The sequence below is a fragment of the Pseudomonadota bacterium genome, assembly GCA_016711215.1.
Taxonomy (GTDB): Bacteria; Myxococcota_A; Polyangia.
Genome location: JADJTL010000001.1, coordinates 1 through 22900, shown reverse-complemented (window position 1 = coordinate 22900; position 22900 = coordinate 1). Strand labels below are relative to the sequence as shown.

At 71.0% G+C, this 22900-nt stretch carries 14 protein-coding genes; 4 read left to right on the top strand and 10 right to left on the bottom strand.

Annotation, left to right across the window (positions count from 1 at the left end; genetic code table 11):
- Positions 1-80: 80 nt before the first annotated feature.
- The gene (locus tag IPL40_00070; protein ID MBK8479566.1) at positions 81-2201 is read right to left on the bottom strand and encodes a hypothetical protein; all 2121 of its coding nucleotides are present in this window, start codon (positions 2199-2201) and stop codon (positions 81-83) included.
- 642 nt (positions 2202-2843) lie between these two features.
- On the opposite strand from IPL40_00070, the gene IPL40_00065 reads away from it, so the two are divergent.
- From IPL40_00065 to IPL40_00055, 3 genes are read left to right on the top strand one after another with little or no spacing between them, the layout of a single operon-like run.
- Positions 2844-3827: a hypothetical protein gene (locus tag IPL40_00065; GenBank protein MBK8479565.1), complete on the top strand. Its 984-nt coding sequence runs from the start codon at positions 2844-2846 to the stop codon at positions 3825-3827.
- Between the two features lie 51 nt (positions 3828-3878).
- On the top strand, positions 3879-5363 hold the full coding sequence (locus IPL40_00060) for a hypothetical protein (GenBank protein MBK8479564.1): 1485 nt from the start codon (positions 3879-3881) through the stop codon (positions 5361-5363).
- Between the two features lie 18 nt (positions 5364-5381).
- Positions 5382-6755, top strand: a complete 1374-nt coding sequence (locus IPL40_00055) for a hypothetical protein (GenBank protein ID MBK8479563.1) — start codon at positions 5382-5384, stop codon at positions 6753-6755.
- Positions 6756-6782: 27 nt separating this feature from the next.
- On the opposite strand, the gene IPL40_00050 is transcribed toward IPL40_00055, so the two are convergent.
- The 9 genes from IPL40_00050 to thrC all read right to left on the bottom strand — a co-directional run bounded on the left by IPL40_00050 (position 6783) and on the right by thrC (position 20313).
- Positions 6783-8978 carry an alpha/beta hydrolase gene (locus IPL40_00050; protein ID MBK8479562.1) on the bottom strand — a complete coding sequence of 732 codons (2196 nt, stop codon included), beginning with the start codon at positions 8976-8978 and terminating at the stop codon, positions 6783-6785.
- Between the two features lie 153 nt (positions 8979-9131).
- Positions 9132-11666 carry a VCBS repeat-containing protein gene (locus IPL40_00045; protein MBK8479561.1) on the bottom strand — a complete coding sequence of 845 codons (2535 nt, stop codon included), beginning with the start codon at positions 11664-11666 and terminating at the stop codon, positions 9132-9134.
- 49 nt (positions 11667-11715) lie between these two features.
- Positions 11716-12897: an aspartate aminotransferase family protein gene (locus IPL40_00040; protein MBK8479560.1), complete on the bottom strand. Its 1182-nt coding sequence runs from the start codon at positions 12895-12897 to the stop codon at positions 11716-11718.
- Positions 12894-13724: an acetylglutamate kinase gene (gene argB, locus IPL40_00035; GenBank protein ID MBK8479559.1), complete on the bottom strand. Its 831-nt coding sequence runs from the start codon at positions 13722-13724 to the stop codon at positions 12894-12896. Before argB ends, IPL40_00040 begins: the two co-directional genes overlap by 4 nt.
- A gap of 107 nt (positions 13725-13831) precedes the next feature.
- Complete coding sequence (argJ, locus tag IPL40_00030) at positions 13832-15025, bottom strand: bifunctional glutamate N-acetyltransferase/amino-acid acetyltransferase ArgJ (GenBank protein MBK8479558.1); 1194 nt, start codon at positions 15023-15025, stop codon at positions 13832-13834.
- Positions 15022-16047, bottom strand: coding sequence for an N-acetyl-gamma-glutamyl-phosphate reductase (locus IPL40_00025; protein MBK8479557.1), 1026 nt, complete (start codon positions 16045-16047; stop codon positions 15022-15024). The genes argJ and IPL40_00025 overlap by 4 nt, the downstream gene beginning before the upstream one ends.
- A 998-nt stretch (positions 16048-17045) precedes the next feature.
- The gene (locus IPL40_00020) at positions 17046-17468 is read right to left on the bottom strand and encodes a YjbQ family protein (protein MBK8479556.1); all 423 of its coding nucleotides are present in this window, start codon (positions 17466-17468) and stop codon (positions 17046-17048) included.
- Positions 17469-17564: 96 nt separating this feature from the next.
- Positions 17565-18974, bottom strand: coding sequence for a hypothetical protein (locus IPL40_00015; protein ID MBK8479555.1), 1410 nt, complete (start codon positions 18972-18974; stop codon positions 17565-17567).
- 40 nt (positions 18975-19014) lie between these two features.
- The gene (gene thrC / locus IPL40_00010) at positions 19015-20313 is read right to left on the bottom strand and encodes a threonine synthase (GenBank protein MBK8479554.1); all 1299 of its coding nucleotides are present in this window, start codon (positions 20311-20313) and stop codon (positions 19015-19017) included.
- A 432-nt stretch (positions 20314-20745) separates the two neighbouring features.
- Between thrC and IPL40_00005 the strand changes: the two genes are divergently transcribed.
- The gene (locus IPL40_00005) at positions 20746-22683 is read left to right on the top strand and encodes a hypothetical protein (GenBank protein ID MBK8479553.1); all 1938 of its coding nucleotides are present in this window, start codon (positions 20746-20748) and stop codon (positions 22681-22683) included.
- Positions 22684-22900: the final 217 nt, after the last annotated feature.

The following is a 22900-nucleotide window of genomic DNA, read 5'->3' as shown; positions in this document are numbered from 1 at the left end:
GCGTCAAAGCCTTAGTCTCAAAGGCCAACGCAGCGTTGCGCGGGCGACGCCTGCCGCGCCGAGCCGAGGCGATACCTACATCAGCGTTGGCGGGCGTCGATGCAAGTGACGGCAGCGTAGGATCCGCCACCGCGCGCCTTCCTTCGCCAGACGCCCCGAGCCAGCGCTAGCACCAGCAAGAGCAGCAGCGCCGCGGCCAGGCCGTCCGCACGCGCGCCCCCCAGCGCACAGCCCCCGCCGCCAGCGAGCGGGCTGACGGGGCCACGGGCCGCCGGCCCGGGAGGCCCCGGACTGTCGAAGGTGACGCTCGCGGGCTCCGAGCGATTCCCGGCCTCGTCACGGGCCACGGCCACCGCACGGTAGCGCCCAGCGGGGGGCAGCGGGTCGCTGAATTCCTGCACGTTGGCTTGGAAGGGATGACTGTAGATCACCGTCCCGTCGGCCTCAGCCTCGACCGTCAGCGCGACCCGCACGCGGGCGGCGGGCGTCAGGTTGTCGTCTGCGGAGAGCTGCATGCTCAGCGTCTCGCCCGCGATGATTGGGCCGGCGATGGCCACCGTCGGAGCGACGCCATCGATCTGAAAACGCGTCGTCAGCGGCTGCGGATCACTGTTGCCATTCAGGTCGACGGCGCGCACGGCGACCTCGTACATCCCGTCCGCGAGCACTTTGCCGCTGCTGGCCGCCGGCTTGTAGGTGCGCGCGAAGCTCGGTGCGCTCCAGCCCGCGCCGCCGACGCGCCACTGGAAGCGCAAGAGGGGCCCCGGGGTCAAATCGTCGCTGCCGCTAGCGACCAGGCGCACGGCCTCGGGCCGCGCCGTGCCAGCGGGCTGCTCGGCCCAGCTCGTGTGGGGTGCCTGGATGTCCTCGGCCGGGCGCGCGAAGGCCTTGAGGTACATCAGCCAGTGGTGCTGCGCCGTCTGCACCCGGTCGACGTAAAGGAAGCTCTCGCCCCAGACCCCGCCGCTCTGCTGCACCACGCTCAGCGGCACGACCACCTGCCCATCGTAGCGCTGGTGCAGCTGCGCCAGCAGCGCGGAGCCCACGGCGGCCAGCCGGCGGCCGAGGTCCAGACCGGGCGCGTCGGCGAGCTCGGTGTCGAGGCGAGCGTCCACGGCGTCGAGCGCGATCAAGTCGAGACGCGCCTCGCGGGCGCCGGGATCGATCAGGAGTTGGGCAACCCCCTCCACCGCGAGGGTCGCGGCTGCCGTTGCGCCCCCCGGACCAAACTCGGCCCTGATCTCGGGGAAGCGCAGCTTGAGGCGCAGACCCTCGCCCTGGACCAGCGACGCCACCGGTGGCGCCGTTGCTCGCACCACCCCGGCGCCGAGCCCCGCGACCGCGTCGAGCGCGAAACACGAGGCGCCAGCGCGCCACGCCGCCCAGAGGCCCCGGTTGAGCAACGAGGTCGAAAGAGCCACGCCGAGCTGCGCGCCGCGCCAGGACCAGCTGGGTCGGGCGACGACCGTCGCCGGGGCGGCCACCTCAGGGAGCGCACAGCTCGTGGCCGGAGCGGCCGAAAACGCGGCGTCGACCCCGACGCCGATGGTGTCGCGATCGACCGTCAGCTCGGCCAGCGTCGCGGCCACGGTGACCCTGGCGCCAGCGGCGCTCGTCGTCGCCTGGTAGTTCAGGGGCCGCGCGAGCGACGCCTCGAGCCGCGGTACGAGCTCCTCGATGATCACCTTGCGCAGCCGTTCCTCGAGAGCCTCGGCCGCCCGACCACGCAGCTCGTCTACCGCCAAGTTGATGATCAGGTTCTCGACGCGGCCACAGCCACTGGGCTCGATCACGACCGCCGACGGAGGAACATCGACCTCGATGGTCGATTGCTGCAGGCGGATGCGACCAGCCTCGAGCACGGGCGTCAGCTCCGCATGCGCGTCGACCTCGAAGCGAAAATCGACGCCGCAGCCGATATTCGGGCTGGGCGAGACGCAGGGAACGACGTTGTCCAGCTCGAAGCTGAGCTGCCCCTCGGCGCGGCCCGTGAGCTGGAGCACGAGCTTGCCGTCGGTCGCCCTCAGCGTCACGCCGTCGAGCTCGACGCGGCCCGTCCCGCCCTTCACGCGCAGGGACGTCTCGACGTTCAAACAGCTATAGAGCTCGCGTTTTTCCGTGGGCTCGATCGAATAGGTCTGGGGCACGAGGGCAGGAAGCTGGCGCTCGAGGTAGCGCAGGCCCTCGGGGGCGATGGCCACGACGATCTCCTCGGCGGCGGCGCTCCGCGCCGTGAGCGCGGCGCCCCCCAGCGCGGCGGCGATCAGGGCGATCGTCAGCGGCCAGCGCTCGCCGCGCCACCACGCGCCCCGAGGCCCCGGGGGCCGCGCTCGTTGGCCCGACCCTTCGCACCGGCCCGATCCTTCGCCTCGGCGTTCGCATCGACCTTCGTCTAAGGGCTGAAGCGCCATCTCCCCTCCCCTGCCTCGGCACGCAGCGCGCGCCGTCCCACGACCCTCGAGGCGCCAGCCTGGCGCCTGGCGCCGATCATGCGGAACCAGGCCCGATGCGCAAGCGCGATATAGCACCGCCAGCCCCGCAGCGCGGCGGCGCCGCGGCCCCTGCAACGCCGCATGCAAACCAGCGACCCAACTGCCGGGCCCAGGCCGGCCTGAGACGCTCCGCACACCTTGCGCTGCAAGACCATCGGTCAACTGGCGCGCACCTTCGTGCGCACCGCCGGGTTGACGCCTCCCGATCCTCGTTCACGATCGAGGGGCCGGTGGACTCAAGGGTCGCACCGGCTCCACGCCTGGTGTATGTGTCCGCGTGGTGTATGTCTTCGGTCGCTCCGCGTGCCGCGTGCCGCCGGCGACCCTGACCCGAACATGGAGGTTCATCCGATGGGAAAACGCAGCTACAAGCTCTTCGGGCCACGCCTGGCGTCCGCCACGGCCTTGGCCTTGATCGCAAAGGCCCTCGTGCTGCTGCTGGCGGCGAGCCTGCCCCTGGCGGCCTGCGGCGATACGGTAGCGGTCGCCACAGGCGACGGCGGCCTCAAGAGCGACGCCGCGAGCAGCAGCACAGGCTGCACCACCAACTGTCGTGACTTCGTGGTCAACCGACTGCTGCTGCCCACGGCCACCAAGAGCTATGCGATCGACCTCACCGGGGACGGGAAGGTCGACAACGAGTTCCGCACCAGCCTGACCTTCGTGGCCTCGCTCTCCGACGGTGACTTTCAGACCCAGGTCGATGAGTCCGTCTTCGAGGGCAAGACCCTGCTCACGCTGCGCATGCGCGCCGCCGACTTCGCCAACACCAGCAACGCGCAGGGCCAGCTCTGGCTCGCCGACGACCAGACCTGTTGTGACAGCAACGACCTGGCCGCGTGCGGCCTCGAGGCCGCGGCGCGCTGCTTCAACGGCAGCCACCTCTTCACCCCGGCGGCGAACAGCCCGAACGACCTGCTCTTCGGCGGTAAAATCACGACGGGCGCCTTCGACCTGGGGCCGGCCAAGCTGCAGCTCGAGCTGACGATGGCGGACACGATTCGCCCCATCCTCACGATCGAGCAGGCCCACATCCGTGGGACCTTGACGGGCACGACGATCACCTCGGGCATCATCGCTGGCGCGTTCAACGTCGACCAACTGCTGCAGGTCGCCGTCGACCTGGGGAACGCCACGTTGGTCGAGAAGCCGACGGGTAGCACGGCCGACACGATCCGCTCGACCTTCCAGCTCGGCGCCGGACAGCAGCTCACGCTGGCCATCGTCCGCGGGAACCTGCTGGTCAAGGAGCTCTTCCACGCCGACCTGCCCAACAATCGGATGTCGATTGGTCTCGGCTTCACCGCGGTCGGCGCGACGATCAGCGCACAGTAGCGGCGCACAGTAGCGGCGGCGCGCGCTCGGTCGCGCCACGACGGAGAACGCATGCGCTCACGCTCCAGGCTGGGGTTACTCGCCCTGCCGCTGCTGCTCGCGGCCGGCGCCTGCAGTGACGGGGCCGTCAGCGCGCGACGCGACGCGGGTGGCGATGGTGCTGCCTCCGACGCCTCGGCGGCCGACGCGGCCAGCGCCGATGCTGCGACCTGCGATTTTCCTGCGCCGCTCGTGGCGGGCACGGTGGAGACCGACGCGCTGGCGGACGCTCCGGCGCGCTGCGGGCAGGGCGCGTACCGCTGGCTGCGCGGCTCGGAGCTCGGAGCCATCGTCAGCGCCGGGGAGCCGCGGGTCCTGCGCGCCAGCTTGCTCAACACCCTGCTGGCGGTTTCGGGCGTCAGCCTGCCCGAGCCGCTTCAGCACGACTCGGCGGTGCAGCTCATCACCTACCGCACCCAGGACCGGGGCCAGTTGATCGAGGCCACGGCGGTCGTGGCCTACCCGAACGACAGCACTCCCGGCGCGGCGCTCGATATGCTCCTGCTGCTGCATGGCACCAGCGGCTTCACCGATGGCTGTGGGGTCGGCGGCGACGAGGCCACGCAGCTCCTCGGCGCGGCGCTGGCATCGTATGGCCGGGTCGTCGTCATCCCCGACTTCCTCGGACTGCGCTCGGACGGCGAGAAGACGGGGTTCCTCCACCCCTACCTCGCGGGCCAGCCGACGGCGATCGCGGCGCTCGATGCCCTGCGCGCCGCTGCTCAGCTCGCGCCCAGCCAGCGCGGCGGCGTCTGCGCGCGACCGCGCTTCGTCACCTTTGGCGGCTCACAGGGTGGCCATGCGGCGCTCTGGGTCGAGCGCCTCGCGCCCTACTACGCGCGGGAGCTCGAGCATCTGGGCGGGGTGGCCACGGTGCCACCGGCCGATCTCCTGCGACAATCGGAACGTGCGCTGCGTTCCCTCGTCGACGCGAGCAAGAACGCGGTGGCCTTCCTCGGCACCGTGCCCTTCTGGTACGGGGTCGGCGCGCGCTTGGATGAGGTCTTCGCGGAACCGTGGCCGAGCAGAATCCCAGCGCTCTTGGGCGCAGGCTGTGACTTGGGGGACGCGTTCCGCCCCACCGCGCTCGAGGAGGTCTTCTCGCCGGGCGTGCTGAGCGCTGCTGCCGAGGACCGCTTCGCCGCGCTCGATCCCTGGGGCTGCATCGTGCGCGAGAACGGCCTGACGACGACCTCGGTGGCACGCCTCGGCCAGGCGAGCGAGAGCTACGGGATGCTCTTCGTCACCGGCGAGGCCGACCAGCTGGTGAACACGCCGATCGAGCGCGAGAGCTTCGCGACGCTCTGTAGCCAGGGCCTGCCGCTGCAGTACCTCGAGTGCCGGGACGCTGGCCACACCAAGACCACGCTTTGGGCGCTGCCCGAGCTGCTGCGCTTCGTCGACGATCGCTTGGCGCAGCGGGCGCTCCCGGCGGCCACCCGCTGCGTGCTGCAGGCTCCCTCGCGCTGCGAGAACACGCCCGCGGCTGCCGACTGAGGGAGCGAAGAGGGCGGCGTGCAGCGGCGTGACCTGCGACGAACGCGACCGGGCGCGGGCCCGCCACGCCGGGCGAGCGAGGCGCGGCGCGGCGCGCTGGCCGGCTTGCTCTTGCTCGGCGCGGCCTGCCACCAGCATCGCCCAGTGCCCTGGTCGAAGGATGGGCGAGAGCCGCCACCCAGGGCCGATGCGCGCAGCGACCGCGACACAAGCACGCGCGACGGGGGCCAGCCCGAGGGCGGCGACAGCAGCGCGTCGACCGACCGCAAGGATGCCCGCGCCGGCGCAGACGGCATGGCCGGCGGCTGGGTTGTAAGCCACCTCGAGGACTTCGAGACCGGCGCGCTGGGCACGGCCGCGTGGCAGCCCGATGGCTACCCGGACGACGGCCCCTTCGCCGATCGCGGCAGCTACTTCACGGAGCAAGGCCTCGCGCCACCGAGCGCGTACCGGCTCAGCCTGCCCTTCGGCGAGGCCGCCTGGCTGACGCTCGAGTCCTCGACGCGCGATGCGACGACCACGCTCACGACCCTCGCGAGCGTGGTCGCGGACCCCAGCGGTGGGTCGAATCAGGTGCTGCGGCTGCGCTCGCCACGCCACACCGATGCGACCGTCGTGCGGCCGAGTGCGCCGCTTCCCGCGCGCTATCGCGTCTCGCTGCGCGTCGGCCATCTGAGCTTTGGTGACGGCAGCGGCGCCAACGGCTACAGCGGGGGTGAGCGCGCCGAGCCCTGGCGCGACGCCAGCGCGCAGACGGATAACGGTTGCTACTGGCTAGCCATCCTCGACAGCCGCCCGCGGCCTCATAACAACATCTGGATCCACCACCACCGCAAGGTCGTGATCGACACCGACAACCACCTGCCGCCGCCCTGGGTCGAGATCTGGAACGGGCAATCTTTCGTCGCCAGCGGCAAGCACGGGCTGACGATGTTCGCGATCGACGGGCGCGATCGTGCGCTCGACGCCGACCGCGTCGAGATCGGCAAGCGCTTCGTCACCTACGCCGCCGGCCAGTGGCAGCGCGAGGCCGAGCTCGACGCGATTCGCGCGGTCGACGCCTACCGCCCGGCGACCTGGTACGACGTCCGCATCACGCGCGACGGTGGACGCTATACGCTGGAGGTCAGCGGCGACTTCGCCTACGGCGGGCGCCAGCACTACCGCGCCACCCTCGACGCCGCTACCGCCTGCGTCTGGCACTACAACCAGCCCGGAGAGACAGCCACCAGCGGCTGCCTCGATGCCGCGAGCTGGCCCGCAGTGACAGGCGCCGTCTGGCCCGCAGGCGTCGGCTGGCCCGACTACTTCATGTTCGGCGACCCGCACACCAACTACTACGAGGGCGAGGTCTACTACGACGACGTGCGGCTCGAGCTGCCGGCACCTTGAGCGTCGCGTCGCGCGTCGCTCGGCGGCTCAATACTCGGAGAGACCCCAGTTGGTGCCGGCGTAGCCCGGCACCGTCGGCGGCTGGGCACCAGCGCTGGCAGCGTCACCGGTGAGGGGCGGCTCGGAGGGGATGACCTCGGTGGTGCAGAGGGCGCCGGTGGGGGTCGCGGTGCTGGGGATCTCCTGCCAGCCTTCGCCCGGGCGCTGGATGCGCAGGGCCCAGCGGTAGGCACCGAGGGGCTGCGTGACCGGCAGCTCGACCCAATCCTCGCGGGTGTGGTTCGCCGCGATGGTGCCCGCGAGGGTGCCCCCCGCGGCGCCGGTGGGCACGTGGGTCGCGGAGAACTCGTAAAGCGTGCCCGGCTCGCCGACGGCGATCACGGGAAAGCCGGTGCCGGCGGCAACGATCCAGGGCACATCGATCGCGAAGGGGTAATTCCCCTTCGCCGGCGAGACGAGCTCGGTCGCGCCATCGCCGCGGCGCACGCGGTGGAAGCGAAGCCCGGGCGTGACCAGGGCGGGCGGCGACGCCTGGAGACTCTGGGCGCTGTTGGCGAGCGCGAGCCCGGCGTCGCGGACGAGCCGCTCCAGGTAGTCGAAGGCGGGGCCCGCGCCCCCAAGGGTCGTGCGCAGCGAGCCGTGACCGCCGCGCAGCACGACCTCGACCTGGGCCGGCAACCCGCGCGCGCGCAGCGCCGTCGCGTAACGGACCTGGTGCGGGTAGGGCACGATGTGGTCGTGCTCGCCGATCTCGAGGTAGATCTGCGTGCCCGCGCGCTGCAGCGCGCCGAGGAAGCGTTCCGAGAGCAGGCTGTGCTGGGTATCCGCCACCGCTGGGTCGGTGGTGCCGACGAGCACGTGCAGGTGAGCCTGCCAGCCGCGCAGCCCCGTGAGTGCCGGTCGACCGGCGCAGCTCGGGTAGGTCCAGCCGGTCAACCAGGCGTCGGCGAGGCCCGTGCTCCAGCTCACGGCGCCGAGCAATGCCGGATAGGTGACCGTGCCCAGTCGGGCGTGGTCGCCAAGGAGCGTCGGCGGCACCTGCGCCGCGGCCAGCACCACACGGTAGGGCGCGCCGTTGGGGTTGGCCGCCATCGCCAGCGCCGTGCCCCCCCCACGGGAGGCACCGAAGGTGACGATCCACTGCGGGTTGCCGTGGTAGCGCTCGACCACTTGGGCGATGACCGCGGCGAACTGAGCGAGGGCGCGCTCGTTGGTGGTGCGGCTCGCCGCCGCGCCGCCGCCATTCCACAAGACGCCGATCACGCCGCGGCGACCCTGCAGGCCGCTCTCGCTGACCACGCGCGCGAGCAGGGACCCGTACTGGCTAAAGGTGTTGGCGTGCAGGTCGTACTGGCCGTTGAAGAGGATCGGGTAGGTCGCGGCGGGCGCGTCGGCCGACCAGTTCGGCGGCAGGAAGACCGTGTAGAGCGAGTGGTCGGCGATGCTCGCATGGATCACCTGCGTGCGGCAGCTATTCGAGGTCGGTGCGCCGGAGGCCCAAACGCCGTCGCCGGTCGGCGGCCGCCGGTGCTCGAGCGGCACGCCGGTGGCGGCACAGCTCGCCGCGGCGAAGGCCTCAGCGCTGGCGTTGCTGGGCGCCTCCGTCGTGAAGGTAGCCGCCGGGTAATCATCGACGTCAGGAATCAGCCCGTAGTTGTAGACCCGGTAGCAGAGCCCCGGCGTGTAATCGGGCGAGAGGCTCGGCTGCAACATCAGCTCCGGCGGGTCGGTGGCGAGGAACGACGCGCCACCGCTGGCGGCGCTGAAGTGGGTCGGCAGGGGTAGTTGGTGACTGACGGCAGCACAGGCACGCGGCGCGCCCGCGCAGCTCCGAGGGGTGAAGCCGCAGGCCGGAGGCGTCGCCGCTGCGTCGTCGCACGACTCCAGGACGCAAGCGCCCCAGACGCCGCGGGCGCAGGTTTGCGTGCCGCTGCCGCGCGCGACGCTGCAGGGCCGCGTCGGCTGCGCCGGGCACGCGGGCGGGGCGTCCCCGAGATAGCAGAAGCCGTCGACGCATCGCTGACCAGCAAGACACGCCGGTCGGCAACCAGCGCTCTGATCGGAGCTCCCGCCGTCTCGGGCCGGGCGACGGGCGTCGCCGGCTGGCGTCACGAAGCCGATCGAGCCGGGACAGCCGACGCCGAGGCCGAGGGCGGCCAGCGTCAGCAGGACCGCGCGCGCTCGGGCGCCAAGCGCGCCAAGCGCGCCAAGCGCGCCATGCAACCTTGCGGCGGTCCCACCACCCTGCGTTCTCCTCCGCTCGCCGAGGGCCAGGACGACCCGTGCCCCGGCCCCGGCCCCCCCGCTCGCGCAGGCAAGCAACGCACGCCGGCCTGCCCGTCAGCCTAGCAGCGCGAAGAGAAGAAGGAGGTGAGCTTAGTAAATGACCGTGCAGAGCGGGCGGCGCATGCGGGCGCCGTTGTTGCCTTCCTTGCACTCGCGGTTCTGGCCCAGGCCCGTGCCGTCATCGTCGCCCATGGCGTAGACGTCCGCCCCGAGGGAGAAGGTGCCGTCGGCGTCCTGCCACAGGCAGGTCACCTCGGTGCAGACACCGGGCCCGATCGCCGCCTCCGAGCGGCCGATGCAGAGGGGTGTGCCGCCAGCATCGCGCGCGCCGCGATAGAACGTGACGGGCGTGCCGGCCCCCACCGGCTCGAGGCCGCGGTTGCAGAGGCTGGCCGAGAAGCGCCAACCCTCGCGCTCGCAGGCCAGGTTCTGGTTGCGGCGCACGGTCAGATCGGGCTGCGCTCCCGGCTCGAGCGAGCCCTGCACGTTCTGACGGAAGTTATTGAGGCCGGCCTGTTTCCAGTTCTGTTGCCAGGCGGAGGTGCGGGGCACCGTGCCCGTCTCGTCGACGTTGGTCACGGCGTAGGCGTGCTGGTTCCAGATCATGCGCGAGCGCACCCAGCGGTCCTGAATGTCGCGATAGACGCGCACGCCCTGCACGTAGCCCTTGAAGACCGCGCGACAGACGTTGCCGGCCCCCGCCGTCCCCGCCCGCGGCGGCGTGCAGCCGAAGCCGCCGCCGCTGCCGCACTGCGCATCGCTGTTGCAGCGGCAGAGCCCCTCATTGCACGAGCCCCCAGGGCAGTCCTCCGCACCTCGGCAGCGCAGCCCGGCGAAGAGCGGATCGAGCGCTTCGTCGGTCAAGGGATGGCGCTCGGGATAAGTCGCGCGATCGGTGGCGCATTGCCACGGGCCGCCGTTCTCGTTGCCCTCGTAGGTCTGGCAGTTGGCGTTGGCCGAGACGACGATCTCGGCGTTGAAGTCGCCATCGACGTCCGCGATCACCGGGTTGTCGTACCAGGTGCAGGAGGTGCGCCACTGCGAGAAGAGCACCTCGCCGGTCCTGCCGTCGTAGACGCGCGTGAAGCACTCGTCGGCGTAGACCGCCTCCGCCGCGCCGTCGCCCTCGAAATCGAAGACCGACGAGCCCGTCACGTTCGAGCTGTGATCCTGCGAGCGGCTGGTCCAGAGGATGCCAGCCGCGTCCTGGCAGGGCGCCGCTTGCCAGCTCTTGCCACAGTCGAGATCGAAGACCGTGTAGCTATCGCTGCCGGCGGCCGCCAGCTCGGCACGCCCATCCTTGTCGAAGTCGCCGATCGTCGGCGCGCCACCGGTGCCGCCGGCGGGCAGCGCCAGCGGCCCGAAGATGATGCGGCCGTCGAGCGTTTGCACCCGCACCTGGCCAGCCGCGACGACGGCGATCTCGGGCACGCCATCCAGTCGCTGGCGATCGTCCGCGGCCGCCTCGGCGCCGTAGGTGCCGAAGTCACCGAAGGCCACCTGGCCGCGCTCGTGGTCATATTGCTTCCAGGGCTGCCAGCGACCCTCGCGCCACTGCCAGGCCGTCTCACCGTTGGTCAGCTCGACCAGCCCGTCACCTTGAAGATCGGCGACCACGGGGATGAACCCGGCGTCGTAGCTCAGGTCGCCCAGCGCGTCGTCGAGCAGCCGCCCATCGTGGCCCCAGACGACGCCCCAGCTCAGCACCTCGGGCTTGCCGTCGTTGTCGAGGTCATGAATCGAAGGGCCGGTCCAGCCGCTATAGGTCTTGCTCGCGGCATGCGGCGCGTCCCAAAGCTGCGTGAAGCGCTGCTGCGTCCGGTCGTAGGTGAACGCGACCACGCCGCCTTCGCAGCGCAGGGCGACGATCTCGGGCCGACCGTCGGCGTCGAGATCAGCGACGGCGAGGATCGCCGCGGCCCGAATTCGTCCGAGCGCTGGATCGACGGTCTGCTGCTGCGCGCAGCGCTCACCGTCGATCACGCGAATCACGCCGTGATGACCGTCGGCGCAGTACTCCGCCTGCGCCTTGCCGTCGGTGCCGTCGTAGGAGACGAAGACGATCGAGGGATGCCGCTGCTGCGGGTCACCATCGAAGTCGAAGTCGACGACCAGCGGGGTACCGAGCACGTTGCGGTGGGCCGGAAAACGGTCGCCGGAGGGCGGGCCGCTCCAGGCGCATTGGATCGCCGGCGCGAAGAGCCCGATCGGCTGAAGCGTGGAGCAGGAGCGGTCGAAGTCGCCCTTCGGACCCGTTCCCCAGGGGATGCACTGACCCTCGTCGCAGTAGGTGTCGTTGCTGCACTCGTTATCGTGGCGACAGCTCTGAATCTCGATGCAGCGCCCGGCCACACAGCGCTCGCCCTCGGCGCAGCCCCCGCAGGGACCGAGATCCGCGCGCGACAGGTCGCCAACGCCGCCATCGCCGACCTCCGGCACGCACTGCCCCGTCACCGAGCAAACGTGATGCGGCGGGCAATCGTCGTCGGTCCGGCACTCGCGCTCGCGCACCCGCGAATCGTTGCAGCCCAGCAGCAGCACACCGGTCACCGCCAGGCAAGCCAGCGCGCCCCGCGCTCGACCGAGCTTCAACGCCCCAACCCTCACCGCGCTCGCGTACAACATCTGCGTCGCTCCTTCTACTGCCTGTTCGCCGACTGCCTGCTCGCTCGGCTCAGGTCGCGACCGCGACCAACGCCCGCGCGAAACGCTCCGCTGCCTCGCCGACCTCGCCGGTCGTGATCGAGAGGGGCGGTGCGAAACGCACCACCTCCGGCCGCACGTTGTTGACCACCAACCCGAGCTCGAGCGCGCGTGCCACCAGCGCCTCGGCGCAGGGCCGCTCGAGCACCGCGCCCAGCAGCAGGCCGCGCCCGCGCACCGCACAAACCCCCGGCACGCGCTCCAGCGCCGCTCGCAGCTCGGCTCCGCGAGCCACGCAGTTGGCGAGCAGGTCGCGCTCGTCGATCTCGTCGAGCACCGCGAGGGCGCCGCGACAGACGGCCGGGCCACCGCCGAAGGTCGTCGCATGGTCTCCCGGGCGAAAGGCCGCCGCGACCCCCTCGCGGGCCAGGCAGGCGCCGATCGGCAGCCCGCCCCCGAGGGCCTTGGCCGTGGTCGCGATATCGGGCATGAGGCCGAGATCTTGCCACGAGAACCAGCGACCGCAACGTCCCATCCCCGCTTGCACGTCGTCGACGATCAGCAGCAGCCCGCGCTCATCGCAGAGGCGCCGCAGGCCCTCGAGGTAGGCTGGACCGAGCGGGCGTACGCCGCCCTCTCCCTGCAGGGTCTCGATCATCACCGCCACCGTGGTCGGCTCGATGGCCGCGGCGAGCGCGTCGAGATCCTCGGGCGGCACCTGGCTGAAGCCCGGCGGCAGCGGCTCAAAGACCGCCTGCTTCTCGGGCTGCCCGGTGGCCGCCAGCGTGGCGAGCGTGCGGCCGTGGAACGAGCCCAGCAGCGAGATGACGCCGTGGCGCCGCTGCGCGCCCTGCTGACCCCAGCGCCGCGCGAGCTTGATCGCCGTCTCATTGGCCGTCGCGCCGCAGTTGGCGAAGAAGACGCGATCGAGGCCCGAGCGCGCGACCAGCCGCTCCGCCAGCTCGACCTGTGGCACGGTGTAAAAGAGGTTGGAGACATGGACCAGGGTGCCGAGCTGGTCGCTGATCGCCCGCGCGACGCGCGGATTGGCGTGGCCCACCGAACAAACCGCCACCCCGCCCAGACAGTCGAGGTAGGCCTTGCCAGCCTCGTCGTAGAGCCAGCTCCCCTCGCCGCGCACGAAGACGATCGGCGCGCGGCGATAGGTCGCCATCAGCACGGCGTCGGCCCGCGCTGGCCAGCTCGCGCTCATGGTTCATCCTCCGCGGTGATCATCGTGCCGACGCCCTCGGGCGTGAAGATCTCGAGCAGCAGCGCGTGCTCGAGACGACCGTCGAGCATATGCGCCCGCTGGACGCCGCCCTTCAGCGCCGCGAGGCAGGAGAGCAGCTTTGGCACCATGCCGGCCGAGATCGCGCCGGAGTCGATCAGCGCGCGCACCCCGGCCGGGCTGATCCGCGGAAGCAGGCTGTTGCGGTCGCCGAGATCGCGGTAGAGCCCCTCGACATCGGTGAGGTAGACCAACTTCTCGGCGCCGATCGCCTCCGCCACCGCCGCCGCCGCCGTGTCGGCGTTGATGTTGTAGGCCGCGCCGTCGCGCCCATGGCCGATCGGCGCGATCACCGGGACGATGCCGCGGTCGAGCAGCCCAAAGATGATCGCTGGATTGACCTCGTCGACCTCGCCGACGAAGCCGAGGCGCGCGTCCTTGGGCCGCGCAACCAGCAGCTGACCGTCGAGGCCGTTGAGCCCGGCGGCGATCGTGCCATGCCCACTGAGCAGGCGCACGATGTCCGGATTGATCTCGCCGACCAGCGTCGTCTGCACCACGCGCACGGACTCGGCGTCGGTGACGCGCAGGCCATCGACCCACTTCGGCTCGACGCCCGCCTGCCGCATCGCCCGCGTGATCTGCGGCCCGCCACCGTGGACAATCACCGGCTTGATGCCAACCAGGTTGAGCAGGCTGACGTCGCCCGCGAAGCTCTCGCGCAGGGCCTCGTCGGTCATCGCCGACCCGCCGTACTTGATCACGACGATCTTGCCGCGATAGGCCTGAATGTAGGGCTTGGCCTCCATCAGGATGCGCGCCTTGAGCGTGGTCGCCGCCCGCGCCGCGCCAGCGGCAGCCGGACCCGGGCTGGTCGTGAGGCCGGTCTTGACCTCCTCGCCATCGTCCGGCCGACTCACGAGCGCTCCCCGTTGAAGACCACGTAGTCGGGCGTCAGGTCGGCGGTCAGCACCTCGGCGCAGCCGGGTCCCGTACCGACCCTGATATCGATCGCGAAGTCGCCGGTGGCCACCTGGGCCGCCAGCGCCGGATCGTCGAAGGGCACGGCCGCGCCAGCGCGGCAGGTGGGCACGCCCGCGTAGTCGATCTCGACGGCCTGGCAATCGAGCGGCACGCCGGCCGTACCGAGCGCCGCGAGGATGCGGCCCCAGTTCGGGTCGCCGCCCCAGAGCGCCGCGCGCACGAGGTCCGAACTGGCGACATGCTTGCCGATTTTTCGAGCCACGGCATCGTCGGTGGCGCCCCGCAGGCGCAGCCGAACGACCCGCGTCGTGCCCTCCGCATCGGCGGCGATCTGGAAGGCCAGGTCGCAGCAAACCTCCCTCAGAAGCGCCGTGAACTCGGCCTCGGTCGGCTCGACCGCAGCAGCTCCCGAGGCCAGGACCATGACGGTGTCGTTGGTCGATTGGCAGGCATCGACATTGAGCGAGTTGAAGGACACGGCGACGGCCGCATGCAGGCTGCGGGCCAGCCGCGCCGGATCGACGACGGCATCCGTCGTGATGAAGGCCAACATCGTCGCCATGTCTGGGCAGATCATCCCAGCGCCCTTGGCCATACCGCCTACGACGAAGCCACCGCCGCGGCGCAGCGACTGCTTGCTGCGGCTGTCCGTCGTGCAGATCGCCGCGGCGGCGGCCCGCCCCGCCTCGCGACCGCGGTCGAGCCCCGCGACCGCCTGCGGCAGCGCCGCGACGATCTTCTCCACCGGCAGGCGCGGCCCGATCAGGCCCGTCGAGCAGACCAACACCTCCTCGGCAGCGCAACCGAGCTGGGCAGCCACGGCGCTCACCGACTGCTCGGCGGCCTGCAGACCCGGCGCGCCGGTGCCCGCGTTGGCGCAGCCGGAGGTCGCCAGCACGGCGCGAGCATAGGGCTGCGCGAGATGTCGGCGGCTGAGCTGCACCGGCGGCGCGGCCGCCAGCGAGCTGGTAAAGACCGCCGCGGCCGGCACGGCGCGCTCCCCGACCAGCAGCGCCAGGTCGAGGCCCTGGGGCTTGATCCCGCAACCCAGGCCCACCGCGCGAAAGCCGCGGGCGGCGACGATCGCGCCCTCGGCCTCGGGGTCAGCGGGGAAGGGCTTCTTCATGGCATGATTCCGTTCCGCGGCAGGCCTGCCGCCTCGTCGAGCCCGCACATCAGGTTGGCGCACTGCACGGCCTGGCCCGCGGCGCCCTTCAACAGGTTGTCGATCACGCTCAGCACCACCGCGCTCTGGGTCCGCGCGTCGACGTAAGCCGTCAGCACGGCGCGATTCGAGCCGACGACCCAGCGCGTCTGCGGCGGGTCGTCGATCACGCTGACGAAGGGCGCGTCGGCGTAGGCCTCGCGCAGGGCGGCAAGGAGCTGCGCGCGGGTCACCGCACGCGCCAGCGGCGCGGTGCAGGTCGCGAGCATGCCGCGCTGCATCGGCATCAGGTGCGGCGTGAAGAGCACGCGCAGCGGGCGGCCACAGGCCAGCTCGAGGCCCATCTCGATCTCCGGCCGATGGCGGTGGTTCGTCACGCCATAGGCGCGCACGCTCTCGGCGACCGCGCCGAAGAGCAGATCCTCGCGCAGCGCACGGCCCGCGCCCGAGACCCCAGAGAGCGCGTTGATCACGAGGCCCTGCTCGCCGATCAGCCCCTGGCGCAGGAGCGGCGCCAGCGCGAGCAATGAGCTCGTCGGGTAGCAGCCGGGGGCGGCGACGCGGTCGGCGCCGACGATACGGGCGCGAAAGAGCTCGGGCAGGCCGTAGACCCAGGCCGGAAGCTCCTCGGGCAGTGGATGCGCGGCGCCGTAGGCCTCCTCGTAGCGCGCGGCCGTGTCCATGCGGAAGTCGCTGCCGATGTCGACGACCTTGATGCCGCGGGCCGCCAGCGCCGCGCCGGTCGCCGCCGAGGCGCCGTGCGGCAGCGCCATGAAGGCCAGGTCGACGTCCGGTACGCTCTCGGGGCTGTTCGGCGCGAGCAGGCGCTCACCGCCGCTGAGCTGCGGATGGGCCACCCCCAGCGCTCGGCCGGCCTGGGAATGCGCCCCCAGGTAGGCGATCGAGAAGGACGGATGGCCGTCGATCAAGCGCACGACCTCGCCCCCGGCATAGCCAGAGGCACCCAACACGGCGACGCGCAAGGCCATCGAACCCTCCCCCCAACAAGAACAAGAACTATTTGCGAAGAACGACAATTCGCGAAAGGCGGCAATTTGGCGCAGCGCTCGCCATATCGTCAAGCGTGGGAAACACGGCCGCGATCGACCCTCGGCCGGGCGCCCGAGGACGGTCATCGCGTGCCGCCGGCCGCGCCCTTCGCAGCCCGAACTTTGCAGCCCGCACCTCCAGCGAAAATAGGACCGTTCCTGGGCGGGGTTCCGCGGCTCCGGCCCGGTATCAAGGACCATTGATTTTCGGAGGCGGCTAAGGGCGCGACGCCGCGTTGCCACCGAAACAATTAAGAACCAGACCCACGTTTTTGTGGAACGGGAGTTGCTCTGCAAGGGCGCCGATACGGGATGGCGCGCTGCGAGGCAGCCACGGAGGCCCGTATGGGCATTCGCGGTTGACCAGGCCCAGGCAAACGCCAGGCAAACGCCAACCAAACGCCAACCAAACGCGAGCCAGACGAACGAAGGGAGCCTCTAATGCCGAGACGGATGGGGACGAGGATCGGGTCGAGGATGGGGACGAGGATCGGGTCGAGTGGGATGAGGTGCGGATCGGTCGTGGCGACAAGCCTCCTGGGCCTGCTGCTCGCCACCTCGCCGGCAGCGGCAAAGGGCGCCTTTTTTCAGGACTGGCTTGGTTCGGCTGACGAGGGAGCGAGCGAGAACACCCGCTCCCTCTTGCAACGGCTCGGAGACGCCGCCGCTGGCGCGACAGCCCAGCTCCGCACCTACGTAGACGAAGTGCGGACGCAGCGGCGAAACGCGCGAACTGATGCTGCCCAGGCACGCGCCGACGCGACACAGCGAGCGAAAATGGCCACGCCCTTCAATCTCTCCAACAGGGACGCGACCAGCAGCGCTTCCTCACGGTCCCATGGATCCAATGCGCCAGGATCGTCGCGGGCTCAACGAGCGATGCGGCACGTCATTCGCTAGCCCCACCACCGCCGCAACCCCGCCCTTCGCGCCTACGGCTCCCCCGTCACCTGGACCAGGACCTGCCGGCAGCGCGGGCGGTTGTCGAAGTCGATCAGGACGAGCTGCTGCCAGGTGCCGAGCGCCAGGCGCCCATCGATCAGGGGCACGGTCAGCGAGGGGCCGAGGAGCGCGGCCCTGACGTGGGCATAGCCGTTGCCATCGCCCCAGCGCCGATCGTGCAGGTAGGGAGCGTCCGCCGGCACGAGCCGATCGATCGCGCGTCGTAGGTCCTCGACCACGCCGCTCTCGAGCTCGATCGTCGTCAGCGCCGCCGTCGAGCCGGGCACGAAGACCAACACGCTGCCGTGGCGCACTCCGCTCTCGGCGACCACGCGCGCGACCTCGCCGCTCAGGTCGAGGATGTCCGTCGCCGCCGTCGTCTCGAGCGCAAGCTCACGCCGATGAATCGTCATGTCCGCGACGATGGCCCAAGGCAGCGGTAAGCGGCAAGCGTCCTGCGTTGCTGACGTCCCCGGCCCGCCTCGACGCTTTATCGCCAGCGAGCCCCCCTACCTCGACGCGGTGGCGACGACGGTACGCACGGGACAGGTCCCCTCCACCGTCAGCGCGGAGCGCGCGGTGGCGATCCATTCCTGCAGCTGCGGCGGCGCCTGCGTCGCCGCCTGCTCCAGCAAGGCATCGAGCACGCCGGCGACGCGCGGCACCTCCTGGTTCAGCCGCCCGAGGATCTCTCTGGCCGCTATCGGAACCGCGGCATTCGCCAGAGGCCTGACGGCCTCCGGATCCGACCCCGCATACATGGCGCCGAGCCCAATCAGGACGGCGAAGTCAAGCGTCGGGCCGGCTGTCGTCTCCAACCCGACGCCGGTGAACCCTCCGCTGCCGACACCCGTCAAAGGATGCTCGAACTCGAGCCACTCGGCGCGCATGACGTGTCCGGACCCGCGGACGAAGAGGCCCTCCTTTCGCCCACCGTCGGGCCTGCTGACCCCCGCCGGGCGCCCCACCCAGAAATTTCGGCTGAGCCTCACCACGACCACCTTGCGAGCGAGGTCATACCGAATGGCGAAATCGATCGGCAGCGGCGCAACAAGCTCGATCCCCCGGTCCGTAGTGTCACCGGGCACAGAGCTACTGATCGACTTCATCAACCAGAACTGGAAGCGGAACTCCCGAAAGCCGCGGAGCCAATTCGCCGCCGTGCAAGCGGCGGGTCCCGGGTTGGAGGGCGTGAGGCCCAAGAGCCGCACGAGGTCGTTGAAGACCTCTTCTTCCGGCTGCCCGGCCACCTTCCCGAAGGTGTCGTTTGCCTGCTGGCCGACCCGCCTGACACCGGGCGCCGCCAGGTGCTGAACCAGCACCGTCGAGGCCTCCGCCAGCAAGGCGTTGACGCTGCCTCCCACGCCATCGAGGACCTGCCTGAGGTAGGGCTCAACCCGGGTCACCGCCCCCAGCCTCCCGAGCTCTTCCCGCGCGCCCTGTGCCCGCCATTGCACTCTGGGCTGCGTCACCTGCAAGCGGGGAAAGAGCCCCGCCGGCCCACCCCGGGCTTCATTCAAGGTCACGGTGGCCGTGAAGCTCCCGATCCGCGGCGCAGCCATCAACCGAGCGAACCCGGCGGCCGCGGCAAGCGCAAAGAGTCGCTGCGGGAGCGGGAGCAGGCTGCTGGCGGGCGACCCCGGGCTCACGGCGGGCAGCGTAAGGAAGCCGTCCGGCTCCGGATCCAAGGTGAGGTCGAAGGATCGTGCGCCTCCCTCGCCCTTCGCAGGCTTGACCGACAGGGTCACCACCGTCCCGGCGGGAAAGCGCAGCATGCCGCCCCCGTCGAGGGGAAACTCCTGATTGTCCGGTAGCTGTTGGGAAAGCGAGAAGTATTGACCCAGCCGAAGGCCCTCGAGGAGCTCCGTGACGCGCTGGAGCCACTCCGCCGCCGCGGCGTCAACTGCTTGTGGTGGCACGCGTCTCCCCTTTCGAAGGCAAGCCCCCTGCTTGAAGGCCCTACTCGGCCCGCAGCGCGGCGCGGACGGCCTCTACCGTCGGCGCCGTGGCGCGGGGTGGGTTGCGATAGGCGCCGCGGCCCGCGGCGGCCGTGTGATAGGGTAGCGTGGTCGAGGCGAACTTGCCGCCGTGAGCCGTGGCAATAATCGCCACGCTGGCACCGGCCGCGATCACCCCCTCCTCGCGCAGCCGCCGCGCCCCAGCCACCGCGACGCCCGAGTTGGGGCAAATGTTGACGCCGGCGGCGTCAGCCGCGGCCTTGGCCTCCATCGCCTCCTCGTCGCTGACCTCGGTGACCACGCCCTCGAGCCCTTGGATCACCACCCGCGCCTTGTCGAAGGAGACGGGGTCGCCAATCCGGATGGCGGAGGCGATCGTCGGCTGCGCCGTCATCCGGTGGCGTTGGCGAAAGCCCTCGCGAAAGCTGGTGTAGAGCGGATTGGCGGCGCGCACCTGGACGCCAGCCAGGCGCGGCAGGCGTGAAATCAACCCCAGCTCGTGCAGCTCGAGCAGCCCCTTGCCCAGCGCCGAGATATTGCCCGCGTTGCCGACCGGAATCACGAACCAGTCGGGCACCTGCCAGTCGAGCTGATGCAGCGTCTCGATGCCGATCGCCTTCTGCCCTTCGATGCGAAAGGGATTCATCGAATTGAGCAGGTAGATCTCCCCGTCGTCGGTGAGCTGCTTGACCACGCCCATACAGCCGTCGAAGTCCGTCTGCAACGCGAGCACGCGGGCGCCGTAGACGATCGGCTGCGCGAGCTGCTCGATCGAGACCTTGTTCTCCGGCAGGAGCACCAGCGCCGGCAGCTCGGCGGCAGCCGCATAGCAGGCCATCGCGGCCGAGGTATCGCCGGTCGAGGCGCAGGCCACGCGCCGCGCGCCCACGTGCTTGGCCCACGAGACGCCGGCGGTCATGCCGCGGTCCTTGAAGCTCAGCGTCGGATTCTCGCCCTCGTGCTTGATATACGCCGTCGCGACCCCGACGAAGCGATCGATCGCGCTCCGTCGATAGAGCCCCGTATGGCCCTCGCCGACAGTGACGATCGCGGCGGCGGGAAGGTCGGGCAAGATCAGCTCGTGGTAGCGCCAGACCCCTGACACATAGGGCTCGCGCAGCTCCTGTAGGCGCGCCGCGAAGCGCTGCTTGAGGTCCGGATAGCGCCGCGCCAGGCGCGGCAGGTCGTGGTCGACGCGCAGCAGGTCGCCGCAGGCACTGCAGCGAAAGCGCGAGGTGGTCACGGGCTCGACCTGGCCACAGGCAATGCAGCGCAGCGACGAAAGCGATGAATCAGGCATTAGAGCACCTTGCGGCCGCCGGGCCGCAGCGGCCCACCTTAGCGCGAGTGCTGCGCGGAGGGCTACTGGGCCGCCCGAGCGGCGTGCGCAATGGCCGTGGCGCGCGGTGCTGCCGCGTGGGGGCCCCCCACACCCGAGGGCTCGGAGCCCCGCTGAGCCCCGCTGACTGCCCTTGGAGCGGCGGCCTGGCGGGACCGACCCAGCCCACACCTCGTGGCGAGCGCGCTCGACCGACTCACGAAACCCTTCAATACCGACGCAGTGCGAACGAGTGCCACAGCCACCGAGGGTCGAAGCCAGCCCGGAAGGGCCCGCGCTGCGCGCGGCGCGGTACTTGCTATTGCCTCCTTCCGCCAGGGGCAATGCCGTCCTTCTGCGATGGGAGGCGCATGCCCTGGCGTCCTAGCGCTCGGAGGTCTGACGATGATGAGAATGAGACAGCTGGTTTCGTCCAGCGCGGGCGCGTGGCTCCCCGCGTCCTGGTTAAGCAGACTGGCGCCGGTTGGCCTTTCACTGGCACTCGCGCTGGCACCCGGCTGCTCCAACACGCCGGTCGAGCAGCCCTCCCTGACGGAGCTGCAAGCGCGCCGCGACCCGAGCGGCGCCGCGCCCCTCGAGAGCGTTTCGGACGACGAGGCCTACGCCACGAGCGATGCCGCCAACACGGTAACCGCGGCCGCCCGAGCGGCAGGCGTCAACGCCTTCGTCGCAGCGCTCCAGGAGGACCTGGCCGCGCGCCGCATCGAGCTGCCCGCGCTGAGCCAGCTCAAGGCCGAGCGGCTGGGCGATCCGCTGCCGGGAACCGAGGCCATCGCAGCGCGCTACAGCGAGACCAAGCCTCAGGCGATGATCGGCATCGGCACGGTGGCAGCGGCGCTAACCGAGGCCGAGATCGCCCAGTACAGGGACTGCCCGCTGGATGTACCGGCGACCGATAGCGAGGGCACCCCCTGCGAGGAGCTCGTGCGCCGAGCCCTCGAGAAGGTCCAGAGCTCGATCCCGGACGACACGAGCGCTGCAGCCGAGCACGTCGGCACGCTCTATCCGGACCTCAGCAGCGATTCGCATCGCTTCATCGCGGCCTGGGGTATCGCGTCAGCGCAGAACAGCGCCCTGGCCGCTTCCGCCTACGCGGCCCACGAGCTCAGGGCGGCGGAGAAGTGCGAGAACAACGCCAGCCGCAAGTTGGTCGCTTACCGCCGAGGCGTAACCGAGGGCGTCGAGCTCGTCTACGGGGAGCGCACGTGGGCGATCACTCAGATCGAGGGCTGCAGGATCGGCCCCGACGGCGTTGCCGAACAGGCGCGGACGCGCTCCAAGCGCAAGGTGACGACCCTGGTGGCGGACTATGTCCTCTGCCCGACGGCCGATCTCAGCGCCGTCAATCCGGCGCGCCGCGAGATCGACGGCGAGCGCGAGAAGGGCATCCAGGTCGGTATCGACCAACAGGTCGAGGTGCTCCGCAACGAGCTCGGACGCACCATCAGCGAGCGCAACCTCTGCGCGCCGCCGCCGCCGCCGCCGCCGCCGCCCCCGCCCCCTCCGCCACCCGCCCCGGCCGTGCCACCGCCACCGCCGCCGCCACCGCCACCGCCACCGCCACCGCCGCCGCCGCAGGTCACATACTGGTGGGACGTCATGTATCCGCCGCCAGCGCCGAACGGCAGGACCTATTTACCGGGCGAGGAGCCCGCCCCGCGCAAGGCCTTCCCCGAGTGCTGCTCGCCGATCGTGATCGACCTCGACGAGGATGGCGTCGAGCTCTCGACGCAGCGCGTGCGCTTCGACCTCGTGGGCAGCGGCAGGCCGCAGGCCACCACCTGGGTCGGCGCGCGGGACGGCCTCCTCGTGCTCGATCGTGACGGTGACGGCGTGATCAGCACGGGCGCCGAGCTTTTCGGCGAACAAACGCCCTGCCGCGACGGGCGCTGCTACGACGGCGTCGAGGCCCTCGCGCTCTTCGACGAGCCGGCAGAGGGCGGCAACGGCGACCGCGTGCTGGACGCGCGCGACGCGGTCTTCACCCGCTTGTCGCTCTGGCTCGACGCGAATCACGACGGCGTCTCGCAGCCCGGTGAGCTGGCCTCCTTGAAGCGGCACGGGATCCTGGCGATCAGCCTGGCCGCCAGCTATCCGAATCTCCGGCAGGCCGGCGGCACGCTGACGGCCAAGCTGGAGGTCTCGACCACCCGCGGCACAAGGACCGCCTACGACGCCTGGTTCAAGACGCAGATCAGCGCCAAGGAGCGAGCAGCCGTGCTGCTACCGCCGACTCGAATCCTCGCCGCGAGCGAGGCGCCGCGCTCCCCGCTCAGCGACCGACCCGAGTGCTCCCTGCCGACCTTCCCCGTCGATATGATCGCCCGCTGAAGCGATCGCCCGCTCGACGAATCGCCCGCTCGACGAATCGCCCGCGGGCGGCCGCGCCGCCTGGGGTCCCCACCCTCCCCCCACCGGCGACCGAAGCCCCAGCCAGCGCCCCACCCCCGTAGCGGCACCGTCGGGGCGCCGTCGGCTAACAACTTCCGCGCCGAAGCCGCCCCAACCTGATCATCGAACATGCCGATACCATTAACCATCGAGCCGT